The organism is Bradyrhizobium sp. 17 (assembly GCF_023073515.1).
GTDB classification, from domain to species: domain Bacteria; phylum Pseudomonadota; class Alphaproteobacteria; order Rhizobiales; family Xanthobacteraceae; genus Bradyrhizobium; species Bradyrhizobium canariense_D.
In genome coordinates this window covers 65,586-79,829 of sequence record NZ_JADPJQ010000036.1, presented here as the reverse complement: position 1 = coordinate 79,829, position 14,244 = coordinate 65,586, and the positions used below count along the sequence as shown (strand labels likewise).

Sequence of the window (14,244 nt, the reverse complement as noted above, 5' to 3'; positions counted from 1 at the left end):
CACGCCCCTGAAGCGTATCACGGCACCAGCTTGTAGCCACCGGCTTCCGTGACCAGGATTTCCGGGTTCGCGGCGTCCTTCTCGATCTTCTGGCGAAGCCGGTAAATGTGGGTTTCCAGCGTGTGGGTGGTGACGCCGGAATTGTAGCCCCAGACCTCCTGGAGCAGGGTCTCGCGCGAGACCGGCATCTGGCCGGCCCGGTAGAGGAAGCGGAGGATGGCGGTTTCCTTCTCCGTCAGCCGGACCTTGCGCGCATTGGCGGCGGTCAGCATCTTGGAGCCGGGCCGGAAAGAGTAGGGGCCGACCGAGAACACTGCGTCCTCGCTGGCTTCGTGCTGCCGGAGCTGGGCGCGGATGCGCGCCAGCAGTACGGCGAAGCGGAAGGGTTTTGCGACATAGTCGTTGGCGCCGGATTCCAGCCCCAAAATCGTGTCGGAATCGGTGTCATGCCCGGTGAGCATGATGATCGGAGCCTTGAACCCGCCCTTGCGTAAGGAACGGACCACTTCGCGGCCATCGGTGTCGGGCAGGCCAACATCCATCAGGACGAGATCGGGGGCATTGGCCTTCGCGGCGCTCGCGCCCTTGGCGCCGGTATCGACCGCGGAGGCTTCAAATTCTTCGTGCAGCGACAATTGCTCCACCAACGTATCGCGCAGATCGGTATCGTCATCCACGATCAGGATCTTGCGGGCATTGGCCATAGGGGGTCATCCTTTTGGGGTCCGGCGCGGCGCGCATCCATGCTGCACCCAGCCGAGAGGGAAGTTTAGGGGTCGCCGTTATTATTGTTGTTCGTCTTGAAGTAGTGGGCTGTTACCGATTCACAAGCCAGAACCACTCTAACCTAGAATAGCAGGCCGTTTTGATGAATGTCCTGTAATGAATTCGACATCGCACGTTCACATGAAAAATAAAGCTGCTTCAGCTAGTTACACCATGAACCGGAGCGCCGGGCCGCTCTCGGTGATCCGCGTTAAGCCTGCCGCCGGGAAGCCGCGCCGGGGCTGGCTGACCGCCGGAGCGCTGACGATTCCGGTGGCGCTCGGACGCGGCGGCATTCTGGCGAACAAGCGCGAGGGCGATGGCGGCACCCCGCGGGGCAGCTTCCGTCCGAGGCGATTGTGGTGGCGGGGCGACCGGCACAGCCGCCCGCAGACCTTCCTGCCGGCCCGGATCATCACCGGCGAGGACGCCTGGTGCGAGGATCCCAAGGACCGTCATTACAATCAGGGAATCCGCCTCCGCCAGGGGCAGGGCGGCGACCGGCTCAAGCGGGCCGACCATCTCTATGACTTCATCATCGAAATCGACCACAATACGAGGCCGCGGATCGCCGGCCGGGGCAGCGCGGTGTTCTTGCATCTGGCCCGCGACAATTTCGGCCCCACCGCAGGCTGCGTCTCGATGACCGAAGCGGCGATGCGACAATTGCTGCGGCGGCTTGGACCAAAAACAAAAATCATCATCGGATGAGGACACATGCTCGACAAGGATCAGATCGCCGCCGCTTCGCAGGTCCTGGTTAAACATTGGCGCGACGGCACCAAGCTTGACGCGCTGGAGCCAGAGTTGCGGCCTCAGAACCGCACCGAGGCTTACGCCGTGCAGGCTGCGCTCAGCGGGACTTTGTTCGGCTGGAAGATCGCGGCAACGAGCGAGTCCGGACAGAAGCACATCAATGTCGCGGGACCGTTGGCCGGTCGGATCATGAGCGACACCGTGATCGCCGATGGCGGCACCGCCTCGATGAAGGGCAACGCGATGCGCGTCGGCGAACCGGAGTTCGCTTTCGGCATGGGGCGCGATCTGCCGCCGCGCGCGGCGCCATATACTGTCGACGAGGTGCTCGCCGCCGTGGACAGCTTGCATCCCGCGATCGAGATTCCCGATTCGCGCTTTGCCGATTTCGCCAGCGCCGGCGAGGCGCAGCTCATCGCCGACAACGCCTGTGCGCATCTGTTCGTGCTGGGCGCAGCGACGAATGCGAACTGGCGTGCCATGGATCTCGTCGAAGAGCGGCCGCAGATCACGCTACGCGGCCAGCGCTATCTCGGCCACGGCAAGAACGTGCTCGGCGATCCCCGCATTGCCCTGGCCTGGCTGGCCAACGAGCTGCGTGGCCTCGGCATCATCTTGCGGGCAGGGGAGGTAGTGACCACGGGCACGTGCCATCCGCCGCTTCCGATCCAGGCGGGTGATCGGTTTGTCGCGGACTTTGGCGCGCTGGGGAAGGTGGCAGTGGGGTTTGAATAGGCCCCACATACACCACCGTCATTGCGAGCGCAGCGAAGCAATCCAGAATCTTTCCGCGGAGGGACTCTGGATTGCTTCGCTGTGCTCGCAATGACGAAATCGAGAGTTCGTATGGCGCTCTGCCGTCGCTAACGGCTCTCACCGGCGCCCGAAGATCGCACTGCCCACGCGCACATGGGTGGCGCCGAGCATGATCGCGGTCGCATAATCCGCGCTCATGCCCATCGAGAGCTTCTTCAATCCATTGCGCGCGGCGACCTTGGCGGTCAGCGCGAAATGCGCCGCCGGCGGCTCGTCTACCGGCGGGATGCACATCAACCCCGAGATCGTCAGCCCGTAGGTGTCGCGGCAGCTCGCGATGAAAGCATCGGCCTCGCCGGGCGCGATGCCCGCCTTCTGCGGCTCCTCACCGATATTGATCTGCACGAACAATTCCGGGTGCTTGTTCTGGGATTCGATTTCCTTGGCTAACGCCTGGCAAATGCTCGGGCGATCGACCGAATGGATGGCATCGAACAGCGCGACTGCCTCTTTCGCCTTGTTGGATTGCAGCGGGCCGATCAGATGCAGCGCGATATCGGGGTAAACAGAAGTTAACGCGGGCCACTTGCCTTTGGCCTCCTGCACGCGATTCTCCCCGAATACGCGCTGCCCGGCGCCGATGACCGGGGTAATTGCATCCGCGGCGAAAGTTTTCGACACCGCGATCAGCGTCACGGAGGCACGCTCGCGCCGCGCATCCTTGCAGGCGCGCGCGATTTCGGCTTCGACCGCGGCGAGCGCGTTTGGTGAATGGCCGGTTAGCGGCGCGGCGTTGGCTTCAGTCATGATGTCGCATCGGAGCTGGTTGTTGCGGAGCTAGTTCTAATTTTACCGAGTTCAAGAAAGAGTTTTTGAACCCCTCGCTTTACCTTAGCCGCGGGGTGGGCAGCGAAGATGTCAAACGTCAGTTTCAACCGCAAACGAGCGAAACTCAAGCAGGTTCTCGGAATCCGGGCGCGGCTTGCGTTGCTCGCGGTGATTCTGGTGACGCCTTTGATGTTCGAACGCATCCGATCGCTGGAAGACACGCGCACACGGCAGATCGCACAGGCCACAGCCGAATTCACCACCGTTGCAAGACACAGCGCCGATGCGCAGCGCGAGGTGATCTCGTCGGTCGAGACCATCCTGAAATCGGAAGCTTTCATCCGCGCCTCCGCCGGCGGCATCAGCAAGAGCTGTGACGTGCTGCGCGCGAGCCTGCCGTCGAACCTTCCCTGGATCCGCACGCTTCTGATCGCCGGCCAGGACGGGCGCATCCAGTGCGCCACCAACAACATGTATGTCGGCCTGGACCTCAGTGACCGGCCGTATTTCCAGCAGGCGCAGGAAACCGGCCGCTTCGTCCTGAGCGACTTCATCCTGTCGCGCCCGGTGCTGACACCGACCGTCATGGCGGTTTACCCGGTGTCCGCCTTCAGCGGCGTAGCGGATGCCGTCGTGCTCGCCACCGTCAACCTCGACTGGATGTCGAAGGTCATGAGCAATCTGGGGGGGCGCGCCGGCATCACGGCCGTGCTGGTCGACAGCACCGGCACCGTGCTGGCGGCACCGGCCGACCAGCATAGTGCGATCGGCCGTCCGCTCGACAACATGCCGCTGATGTCCGCGATCGCCGACAAGGCGCTGAGGTCTGACCAGGACGAAGGTTCACTCTCTTTCCTCGCTGCCGACGGCTCCCGCCGCGCGGTCAGCTATATCCGCATCGCCGGAACCAATGCCCGCCTGATCGCCAGCATCGACGAGGACAAGGTGTCCGCGGCCGTGAGCCGCGACATCCGCACCGCCTATCTCCAGCTCGGTTTCGTCGTCGTATTCGTGCTGCTCGGCGCGCTGATCGCAGCCGAGAAACTGGTGATCAAGCCGATCAGGATGCTCGCCGACATGGCCAAGCGTCTGGGCGAGGGCGATCTGTCGGCGCGTGCCGCGCGCAATCGCCTGCCGGCCGAGTTCGTGCCGCTCGCCCGCGCGTTCAACGCGATGGCCGCACAGCTCAGCCAGCGCGAACGCGAGCTGATGGCGAGCAATGACCGACTCACGGTGATGGCCTCGATCGACATGTTGTCGGGGCTTGCCAACCGCCGCGGCTTCCAGAGCCGCCTCGATTTCGAATGGATGCGCGCGCAGCAATATGGCAGCGACCTCGCGCTGTTGATGATCGACGTCGACCATTTCAAGCTGTTCAACGACACCTACGGCCATCTCGAAGGCGATTCTTGCCTGACCAGGCTCGGCGAATCGCTGTCCGGCATCGCCGCCGACACGATGGGCTTCGCGGCCCGCTACGGCGGCGAGGAATTCTGCCTGTTGCTGCCGAACACCGACGTGGCGCGCGCCGTCGAAATTGGCGAACAGGCGCGTGCGGCCGTGCTGAAGCTGGGCCTGCCGCACATCACCTCCGACCACATGATCGTCACCGTCTCGATCGGCGTTGCCGCGACCAAGCCCAACGAGAGCTTGCGTCCGGGCGATTTGATCGAAGCCGCCGACGCCGCGCTCTACGCCGCCAAGCACCGCGGTCGCAACAACGTCGTCGAGCATGGCATCACGGTGATCGACAACGGCGCGGCGGAAATGATGATGGCGGGCTGAGGGCTAACCCGCAGCCCGGACGCGATCGACCTCGCTCTCGGTGACCAGGCCCGGCGAGCCGAACAGGACTCTCCGTATTTTTGCGGAGCAGCCTTGCGGCGCCGCGCCGCCAGCGGCAACCCATTGACCCCCCGAGGACTTCTATGGCCTAGTCCGCCGTCTTTAGACGGCCAGATCCACGAAAACCCAACGATTCCATGACCTCCGAACGCTACAACGCCCGCGACGCCGAACCGCGCTGGCAAGCCGCCTGGGACCAACAGGCGATCTTCGTCTCCAAAAACGACGATCCGCGGCCGAAATACTATGTGCTTGAGATGTTCCCCTACCCGTCGGGGCGCATCCATATCGGCCATGTCCGCAATTACACGCTTGGCGACGTACTGGCCCGCTTCATGCGAGCCAAGGGTTTCAACGTGCTGCACCCGATGGGCTGGGACGCTTTCGGCCTGCCGGCCGAGAACGCCGCGATCGAGCGCAAGGTCGCACCGAAGGCCTGGACCTACGCCAACATCGCCGCGATGAAGAAGCAGCTCCGTTCGATCGGACTGTCGCTGGACTGGAGCCGCGAGATCGCGACCTGCGATCCCTCCTATTACAAGCACCAGCAGAAGATGTTTCTGGACTTCCTGCGCGAAGGCCTCGCCGAGCGCGAGAAGCGCAAGGTGAACTGGGACCCCGTCGACATGACCGTGCTCGCCAACGAGCAGGTGATCGACGGGAAGGGCTGGCGTTCGGGTGCCGTTGTCGAGCAACGGGAAATGAACCAGTGGGTCTTCAAGATCACGAAGTACTCGCAGGAGCTGCTGTCTGCACTGGATACGCTGGACCGCTGGCCCGACAAGGTGCGGCTGATGCAGCGCAACTGGATCGGCCGGTCCGAGGGCCTGCTGATCCGCTTCGCGCTCGACGCGACGACGACGCCGGCCGGCGAGAGCGAGCTGAAGATTTTTACGACACGCCCCGACACGCTGTTCGGCGCGAAGTTCATGGCGATCTCGGCCGATCATCCGTTGGCGCAGGCAGCCGCGGCTAAGAATCCGAAGCTTGCCGAGTTCATCGGCGAGATCAAGCGGATGGGCACGGCGCAGGAGATCATCGACACCGCCGAGAAGCAGGGATTCGATACCGGCATCCGCGCGGTCCACCCGTTCGATCCGAGCTGGAAGCTGCCGGTCTATGTCGCCAACTTCGTGCTGATGGAATACGGCACCGGCGCCATTTTCGGCTGTCCCGCACACGACCAGCGCGACCTCGACTTCGTCAACAAGTACGCTCTCGGCAACACGCCGGTGGTGTGCCCCGAGGGCCAGGATCCGAAATCATTCGTCATCACCGATACCGCCTATGACGGTGACGGCCGCATGATCAATTCGCGTTTCCTTGACGGCATGACCATCGATCAGGCCAAGGACGAGGTGGCGAAGCGTCTCGAGAGCGAGCTGCGCGGCAACGCGCCGGTCGGCGAGCGCCAGGTCAATTTCCGCCTGCGCGACTGGGGCATTTCGCGCCAGCGCTATTGGGGCTGCCCGATCCCCGTCATCCATTGCCCGAAATGCGACGTCGTGCCGGTGCCGGATGCCGATCTGCCCGTCGAACTGCCGGACGATGCGACCTTCGACAAGCCGGGCAACGCGCTCGATCATCATCCGACCTGGAAGCACGTCACCTGTCCGCAATGCGGCGGCAAGGCTAGCCGCGAAACTGACACCATGGACACCTTCGTCGATTCGTCCTGGTACTTTGCGCGTTTCACCGATCCCTGGAACGAGAACGCTCCGACGACGCCAGAGGTCGCCAACCGGATGCTGCCGGTCGACCAGTATATCGGCGGCGTCGAGCACGCGATCCTGCATCTGCTCTACAGCCGCTTCTTCACCCGCGCGATGAAGGCGACCGGGCACATCGCCCTGGACGAGCCGTTCGCGGGCATGTTCACGCAGGGCATGGTAGTGCACGAGACCTACCAGAAGGCCGACGGCACCTACGTCCAGCCGGTCGAGGTGAAGGTCGAGACCGGCGCCAACGGCCGCCGCGCCACGCTGCTAACGTCAGGCGAAGACATCCAGATCGGCCCGATCGAGAAGATGTCGAAGTCGAAGAAGAACACGGTCGATCCCGACGACATCATCGAGACCTATGGCGCCGACGTCGCCCGCTGGTTCATGCTGTCGGACTCCCCGCCCGAGCGCGACGTGATCTGGAGCGACGAGCGCGTCCAGGGCGCCTCGCGCTTCGTGCAGCGGCTGTGGCGGCTGGTGAACGATTCTGTGGAACCCGGCAAGGGCGCGCCGACGGCCCGGCCGGCCAGCTTCGGCCCGGACGCCACCGCCTTGCGCAAGGCTGCCCATGGCGCGCTGGACAAGGTCACCACCGGAATCGAGCGACTGCACTTCAACGTCTGCCTCGCCCATATCCGCGAATTCACCAATGCGTTTGCGGAGATCTTGCAACGTCCCGGCCAGCCGGCTCCAGATTTGGCCTGGGCGATCCGGGAGGCCAGCCAGATCCTGGTCCAGCTGTTCTCCCCGATGATGCCGCATTTGGCCGAGGAGTGTTGGCAGGTTCTGGGCCATAGCGGGCTGGTTTCCGAGGCCAATTGGCCCCAAATCGAACGCGATTTGCTGGTTGAAGACAGTGTGACCCTGGTGGTCCAGGTCAACGGTAAGAAGCGGGGCGAGGTCACAGTTGCAACAGCGGCCGAGAATCCGGAAATCGAGGCTGCCGTTTTGGCCCTCGATGCGGTAAAACTGGCCTTGGATGGCAAACCCGTCCGCAAGGTGATTATCGTCCCCAAGAGGATCGTGAATGTTGTCGGCTAGGATCCGCATCGCAGCCCGCTTGCTGGCGGTCGCCGCACTGGCGGCCATGACGGCCGGCTGCTTCCACCCGATGTATGCCGAGCACACCGACGGCACCCCCGGTCTGCGCGAGAAGCTGATGGGGGTCGATCTACCCCCGATCGCCAAAGCCAATGCCTCACGCGAGGCCCGGGTCGGCGTCGAGGTCCGCAACGCGCTGGCCTTCAAGCTCTATGGCAGCGCCACTGGCATGCCGCCAACCCACCGCCTCGAGATCCGCTTCGCAAGCAGCAAGACGTCGCTGATCGTCGATCCCAACACCGGCCTGCCCAGCAGCGAAAACTACGGCCTCGACGCCCAGTACAATCTGATCGAGGTCGTCAGCGGCAAGTCGGTGATGACAGGCACCACGTTCTCCCGCGTGTCCTACGACATGCCCGGCTCCTATCAGCGTTTCAGCCGCAACCGCGCGGTACGTGATGCCGAGGATCGTGCTGCCAACGAGATCGCCGAGAACATCACGACTCGACTCGCCTCGTTCTTCACCGCGGGCACTTAATTCATCCCGTCACCCCGGTTCGCCCGGAATGACGAGTCCCAGGCAACATGGTCGCGCTGCGCGGAAAAGAGATCGACGCCTTTCTCGCCCGCCCCGATGCGGGCCGTCCGATCATCCTGCTCTATGGTCCCGACGCCGGCCTGGTCCGCGAACGCGCGGATGCGCTGATCGCCTCGTCCGTCGACGATCCCAATGATCCCTTCTCGCTGGTCAAGGTCGATGGCGACGAGCTCTCCGCCGAGCCGTCGCGCCTCGTCGACGAGGCCATGACGGTGCCGCTGTTCGGCGGCCGCCGCGCCATCCGCGTGCGCGCCGGCTCGCGCAGCTTTGCCAGTGCTATCGACACGCTGGCGGAAATGGGCGTCAGGGATTGCCGCATCGTGATCGAGGCCGGCGAGCTGCGTCCGGAATCGCCACTGCGCAAGGCCTGCGAACGCGCCAAGACGGCCGTCGCGATCGCCTGCTATCCCGATACCGAGCGCGATCTCGCCAAGCTCATGGAAGACGAGCTCCGCATCGCCAATTTGCGCATCGCGCAAGATGCCCGCGCGGCGCTGATGTCGTTCCTCGGCGGCGATCGCCAGGCCTCCCGCAACGAGCTGCGCAAGCTCACGCTCTATGCCCATGGCAAGGGCGAGATCACGCTGGATGACGTGATGGCTGTCGTCGCCGATGCGTCGGAACTGAAACTCGATCCGATCGTCGATGGCGCCTTCGCCGGCCGGCCCGAGATCGTCGAGAACGAGTTTGCCAAAGCCATGATCGCCGGCACCTACCCCGGCGTGATCATCTCCGCGGCGCAGCGTCAGGCGGCGTGGCTGCACAAATCGGCGCTCGCAATCGCCGACGGCACGCCCGCATCCGCGGTGCTCGACAGCGGCTATCCGCGCCTGCATTTTTCGCGGAAGCCCGCGGTCGAAACCGCATTGCGCAATTTCAGCGTGGCGCGGCTCGCCGTCATCATCGAGCAGCTCGCGACCGCCGCGCTCGATACCCGCAAGCAATCCACCCTCGCCGCCGCCATCGCCCAGCGCACGCTGATGGCGATCGCCGCAAACGCGAAGCGGCGGAGCTGAGCTTCCCGCACTGTCCCCTCGTCATTGCGAGGAGCCCTTGCGACGAAGCAATCCAGAATCTCTCCGCGGAAAGATTCTGGATGGCTTCGCTGCGCTCGCAATGACGTGTGGATCGGCATGAGGTCCTGGCTTTCGCCAGGACGACACCAAGCGGCTACAGGGCGCCCTTCGCCAGCCGCCGCATCACCTCGTCGAGCTGATCGAGGTTGCGGTAGTTGATCTGGACCGAGCCGCCGGGGTCGCGGTGGCTCACCGTGACCTTGAGCCCGAGCGCGTCGCTGACGCGCTTTTCGAGGTCGACCGTGTCAGGGTCCTTTTCCTTCGCCCCCGTGCGCGCCTTCTGCGGCTTGCGCTCCGGCACGCCCTCTTCATGCGCCAACGCCTCGGCCTGGCGGACGTTGAGGCCCTCCTCGACGATGCGCTTGGCGGCAGCGAGCGGATCAGGCACGCCGATCAGCGCGCGGGCATGACCCGCGGTCAGCTCGCCGGTCGTGATCAGGGTTTGCACCTCGGCGGGAAGCTTCGTCAGCCGCATCATGTTGGCGATGTGGCTGCGGCTCTTGCCGACGACTTTGGCGATGTCGTCCTGGCTGCGTTTGAACTCGTTGGCGAGCGCGTGATACCCAAGCGCCTCTTCCATCGGGTTGAGGTCTTCGCGTTGCACGTTCTCGACGATCGCGAACTCCAGCGCATCGCTGTCGCTGATGTCGACGGGGACGATCGGCACTTCGTGCAGGCCGGCCATTTGCGAGGCGCGCCAGCGCCGTTCGCCGGCGATGATCTCGAAGCGGTCCTGCGCACCCTTCACCGGGCGCACCACGATCGGCTGGATCACGCCATGCTGCCTGATCGAATCGCTGAGCTCCCTGAGCTCGCTCTCCGAAAAGGTGCGGCGCGGGTTGCGCGGATTGGGCTTGATGAACTCGATCGGCACCTTGCGTTGCGCGCGCGGCCGATCGACATGCTGAGCCTCGCCGCCGACGTCACCGATCAGACTCGCAAGACCCCGGCCCAGTCGCGAACGCGCTTCGTCGGCCATCGCCAGCTCCCTTGGATTCACGCTGCACTCCAGAACTGAATTGTCGAAACTCGTAACTCGTAGCATCAACGCCGCTTCAATGCGTCGTCCGCAGCTCGCGCTCGCGCTGGATCACTTCGGTGGCGAGCCGCAGATAAGCTTCGCTGCCGACGCATTTGAGATCGTAGACGAGCACCGGCTTGCCGTAGGACGGCGCCTCCGAGATGCGCACGTTGCGCGGGATCATGGTCTTGTAGACCTTCTCGCCCATGAACTGCCGGACGTCGGCAACGACCTGGTTCGAGAGATTGTTGCGCGAGTCGAACATGGTCAGCACGATGCCGTGGATCGACAGGCTCGGATTGAGCGTCGAGCGCACCTGCTCCACCGTCTGCAGCAATTGCGACAGACCTTCGAGCGCGAAGAACTCGCACTGGAGCGGCACCAGGATTGCGTCGGAAGCCGCCATCGCGTTCACGGTGATCAAGTTGAGCGAGGGCGGACAGTCGATCAGCACGTAAGTGTAATCGGCGTCGGGCGAGACGTTGTTGTTGAGCGCGCTGATCGCATCGCGCAGCTTGTACGCACGACCCGGCGTGGTGCCGAGCTCGAGCTCAAGGCCGGAGAGATCCATGGTCGAGGGCGCGATATGCAGCCGCGGCACTGCCGTCGACACCACCGCTTCCCGCAGGCTCGCCTCGCCGATCAGAACGTCATAGGTCGAGCAGGAGCGGTTGCGGCGATCGATGCCGAGTCCGGTCGAGGCATTGCCCTGCGGATCGAGATCGACGATCAGGACGCGCTCGCCGATCGCAGCGAGCGCCGTGCCGAGATTGATCGCCGTGGTTGTTTTTCCCACGCCGCCCTTCTGATTCGCCAGCGCCAGGATGCGCGGATGGCCCTGCGGGACGGCGGCGGTCTGTTCTTGCTGCGGTTCGTCAATCACGCTCATCGCAAATTCCCCCACTCGGCCCCTGACGCCTCACCCGCGCCGTTCGACGGAAGCCAGCTCGACGATCCAACCGTCGCCTGTACGGCTGTGGTGGAGCTGCGGCTGAATATTCCAATATTTAGTGGCTTCGGTCAATTCAGACTCTACATCTTGACCCTTGAGAAACAACGCCTTTGCGCCCCGGCGCATCAGCGGCTCCGCAAAGCCGATGAGTTGATGTAGCGGAGCCAGCGCACGCGCGGTGACGCAATCGACCGGGCCGGTGATTCTATCCACATTATCCCCGATCTCAGCGAGATGTACGACTCCCGGAGATGTCGTGACGCGCACGGCTTCGCGCAGGAAGGCCGCCTTCTTGGCGATTCGCTCGACCAGATGGACGCTCGCCCCGGCCGTCCCGGCCATGGCGCAGGCCAGGACGATCCCGGGAAAGCCGCCACCGCTGCCGAGGTCGGCCCAACGTTTGGCCGATGGGGCGAGAGCGACGAGCTGAAGAGAGTCGGCGATGTGCCGGGTCCAGAGGTACGGCAATGTCGAGGGCGCGACGAGGTTGGTCTTGGCCTGCCACTCCCGCAGCAGTGCGATGTAGCGATCGAGCCGGGCTTCCGTTTCATGTGAAACAGGCGCGAGGTTGAGCGCCGCAACCTTGTCGGCTGCAATGACGACGTCCCACGATCGATCGTTGGCGCTGGCCTTGTCGATCTTTGGCCGGGCAGGCGCCGGTTCGGAGCGAACACCGGCACCCTCACCCGCCGAGGGTTTTCCTGAAGACGATCTGCCGCCGCCCGGCCCGCGCTGTTTCACGTGAAACCTATGCGATTACTTTGGAAGTCTTCCGCGCTTCGCGGCGGAGATAGGCCGCAAGAATGCCGAGCGCGGCAGGCGTCATGCCGTCGATTCGGCCGGCCTGGCCAACGGTGAACGGCCGCGCGTTCTCCAGCTTGGCCCGCACCTCATTGGAGAGACCGGGGACCTGCTGGTAATCGACGTCCGACAACACCATCCCCTCGTCCCGCCTGAAGGCTTCGACGTCCGCGCTCTGGCGCTCCAGATAGACATCGTACTTCGCGTCGATCTCGAGATGGGTGGCAATGACGGGATCAATGCCGGACAGCTCGGGCCAGATCGCACGGACCTGGCTCCAGCCAATATCGGGATAGGCCATCAGTTCGAAAGCCGAGCGCCGCTGGCCGTCCCGGTTCAGGGACAGACCATGCTTGATCGATTCGTTCGGAGTGATCGTCAGCGACTTCGAGAGCGCTCGTGCCGCATTCAGGGCGTCCATCTTGGCGCGATGATGCACCGTCCGGGCGCTGCCAACGCAGCCCAGAGCGACGCCCTTCTCGGTCAAACGCTGATCGGCATTGTCGGCACGCAGTGTCAGGCGGTACTCGGCCCTGGAGGTGAACATCCGATAGGGTTCGCTGATGCCGCGGGTGACGAGGTCGTCGACCATGACGCCAAGATAGCCATCAGCTCGGTCGAACACTGTCAGCGCGGCGCCGCTCGCAGCCAATGCCGCGTTCAGCCCGGCCACGATGCCCTGGCCGGCAGCTTCCTCGTACCCCGTGGTGCCATTGATCTGGCCGGCCAGGAACAGACCGCGCAGGCGCTTGGTCTGGAGGGTCGGATCGAGCTCACGCGGATCGATGTGGTCGTATTCGATGGCATAGCCCGGCCGGACCATCTTCACCCGCTCCAGGCCGGGAATGGTTGCGAGAATGGCGAGCTGAACGTCCTCCGGCAGCGAGGTCGAGATGCCGTTGGGATAGACAGTGCTGTCGTCGAGCCCTTCCGGCTCCAGGAAGATCTGGTGACCGTCGCGATCGCCGAAGCGAACGATCTTGTCCTCGATCGAGGGGCAATAGCGCGGTCCGGAGCTCTTGATCTGGCCGGAGTACATCGGAGAGCGATGAACATTGGCCCGGATCACCTCATGGGTGGCGGAATTGGTTCGGGTGATTCCGCACTGGATCTGCGGCGTCGTGATCCGCTCGGTCACCATCGAAAACGGCTCCGGAGGCTCGTCCCCCGGCTGCATCTCGACCGCCGACCAGTCGATCGTCGTGCCATCCAGACGCGGCGGAGTGCCCGTCTTGAGCCGTCCAAGGGTGAATCCGGCGCGCTCGAACGAGGTCGAAAGGCCCATCGCAGGCGCCTCGCCGACCCTGCCGGCGGGCCAATTCTTCTCTCCGAGATGGATCAGACCGCGAAGGAAGGTGCCGGTGGTGACGACGACAGCCCCTGCCCGAAGCTCGCGGCCATCTGCCAGGCGCAGGCCGATCACCCGTCCCTCGACCACGATCAGCTCGTCCGCTTCGCCTTCGACCACGGAAAGACCCTCGGTCTCCCGGATCGCCGCCTGCATCGCGGCCGCATAGAGCTTCCGGTCGGCCTGCGCGCGCGGACCACGGACCGCTGGGCCCTTACGGCGATTGAGAACGCGAAACTGAATACCGCCGGCGTCGCCGACCCGGCCCATCAGACCATCGAGCGCGTCGACCTCGCGAACCAGATGGCCCTTGCCGAGACCGCCAATGGCGGGATTGCAGGACATCGCGCCGACCGTGGAGAAGCGGTGCGTCACCAGAGCGGTCGCCGCGCCCATCCGGGCAGAGGCAGAAGCGGCCTCACAGCCGGCATGGCCGCCGCCAATCACAATGACGTCGAAGCTCTCTCGCTCTGTGCGCATGGACGGACTTCTAGCTCAGAGGCGGGGAAGCCGGAAGCGGAAACTGGAAAGGCGGTTGTTTCACGTGAAAACGGTGCAAGCGGAGCCCAGATGTTTTTCGCGAAAACAACCCCAGGCACAGTAGAACCGCCCTTGGAAAGATTATCATTTTCAGTGGGAGAAAACGGAGCTCCCGACGCATAAAGTGTCTACTGAAGGGCCGTAACGTCCAGATGCGGCCCGGTCTCGAAGCTCGATGGCAGCGGCATACTCCCAT

Annotated in this window: 12 protein-coding genes; 6 read left to right on the top strand and 6 right to left on the bottom strand. The window is 64.1% G+C overall.

The genetic code is table 11. The features are described from left to right. Positions 1-17 precede the first annotated feature (17 nt). On the bottom strand, positions 18-704 hold the full coding sequence (locus tag IVB13_RS06980) for a response regulator transcription factor (protein ID WP_007598630.1): 687 nt from the start codon (positions 702-704) through the stop codon (positions 18-20). Between the two features lie 235 nt (positions 705-939). On the opposite strand from IVB13_RS06980, the gene IVB13_RS06975 reads away from it, so the two are divergent. Beyond that, the gene (locus tag IVB13_RS06975) at positions 940-1,476 is read left to right on the top strand and encodes a L,D-transpeptidase family protein (RefSeq protein ID WP_018459653.1); all 537 of its coding nucleotides are present in this window, start codon (positions 940-942) and stop codon (positions 1,474-1,476) included. Between the two features lie 6 nt (positions 1,477-1,482). Continuing rightward, on the top strand, positions 1,483-2,256 hold the full coding sequence (locus IVB13_RS06970) for a fumarylacetoacetate hydrolase family protein (RefSeq protein WP_018459652.1): 774 nt from the start codon (positions 1,483-1,485) through the stop codon (positions 2,254-2,256). Positions 2,257-2,394: 138 nt separating this feature from the next. Here the strand turns inward: IVB13_RS06970 and IVB13_RS06965 are convergent, their stop codons facing one another. Next, on the bottom strand, positions 2,395-3,084 hold the full coding sequence (locus tag IVB13_RS06965) for a YggS family pyridoxal phosphate-dependent enzyme (RefSeq protein ID WP_018459651.1): 690 nt from the start codon (positions 3,082-3,084) through the stop codon (positions 2,395-2,397). A gap of 108 nt (positions 3,085-3,192) precedes the next feature. Between IVB13_RS06965 and IVB13_RS06960 the strand changes: the two genes are divergently transcribed. From IVB13_RS06960 to holA, 4 genes are all read left to right on the top strand, one after another. Further along, complete coding sequence (locus IVB13_RS06960; protein WP_018459650.1) at positions 3,193-4,890, top strand: diguanylate cyclase; 1,698 nt, start codon at positions 3,193-3,195, stop codon at positions 4,888-4,890. 197 nt (positions 4,891-5,087) lie between these two features. Further along, the gene (gene leuS, locus IVB13_RS06955; RefSeq protein WP_018459649.1) at positions 5,088-7,712 is read left to right on the top strand and encodes a leucine--tRNA ligase; all 2,625 of its coding nucleotides are present in this window, start codon (positions 5,088-5,090) and stop codon (positions 7,710-7,712) included. Next, a complete protein-coding gene (gene lptE / locus IVB13_RS06950; protein ID WP_018459648.1) occupies positions 7,699-8,250 on the top strand; it encodes an LPS assembly lipoprotein LptE in 552 nt (183 codons plus the stop codon). Before leuS ends, lptE begins: the two co-directional genes overlap by 14 nt. A gap of 47 nt (positions 8,251-8,297) precedes the next feature. Then, on the top strand, positions 8,298-9,326 hold the full coding sequence (holA, locus tag IVB13_RS06945; protein ID WP_018459647.1) for a DNA polymerase III subunit delta: 1,029 nt from the start codon (positions 8,298-8,300) through the stop codon (positions 9,324-9,326). Between the two features lie 154 nt (positions 9,327-9,480). Here the strand turns inward: holA and IVB13_RS06940 are convergent, their stop codons facing one another. The 4 genes from IVB13_RS06940 to mnmG form a co-directional block, all read right to left on the bottom strand. After that, entirely contained in the window at positions 9,481-10,365 is an 885-nt protein-coding gene (locus IVB13_RS06940) for a ParB/RepB/Spo0J family partition protein (RefSeq protein ID WP_018459646.1), read from the bottom strand. Between the two features lie 76 nt (positions 10,366-10,441). Further along, the gene (locus IVB13_RS06935; protein WP_018459645.1) at positions 10,442-11,296 is read right to left on the bottom strand and encodes a ParA family protein; all 855 of its coding nucleotides are present in this window, start codon (positions 11,294-11,296) and stop codon (positions 10,442-10,444) included. 30 nt (positions 11,297-11,326) lie between these two features. Continuing rightward, entirely contained in the window at positions 11,327-12,100 is a 774-nt protein-coding gene (gene rsmG, locus IVB13_RS06930; RefSeq protein ID WP_018459644.1) for a 16S rRNA (guanine(527)-N(7))-methyltransferase RsmG, read from the bottom strand. A 7-nt stretch (positions 12,101-12,107) separates the two neighbouring features. Next, complete coding sequence (mnmG, locus tag IVB13_RS06925; protein WP_247488078.1) at positions 12,108-13,988, bottom strand: tRNA uridine-5-carboxymethylaminomethyl(34) synthesis enzyme MnmG; 1,881 nt, start codon at positions 13,986-13,988, stop codon at positions 12,108-12,110. Positions 13,989-14,244: the final 256 nt, after the last annotated feature.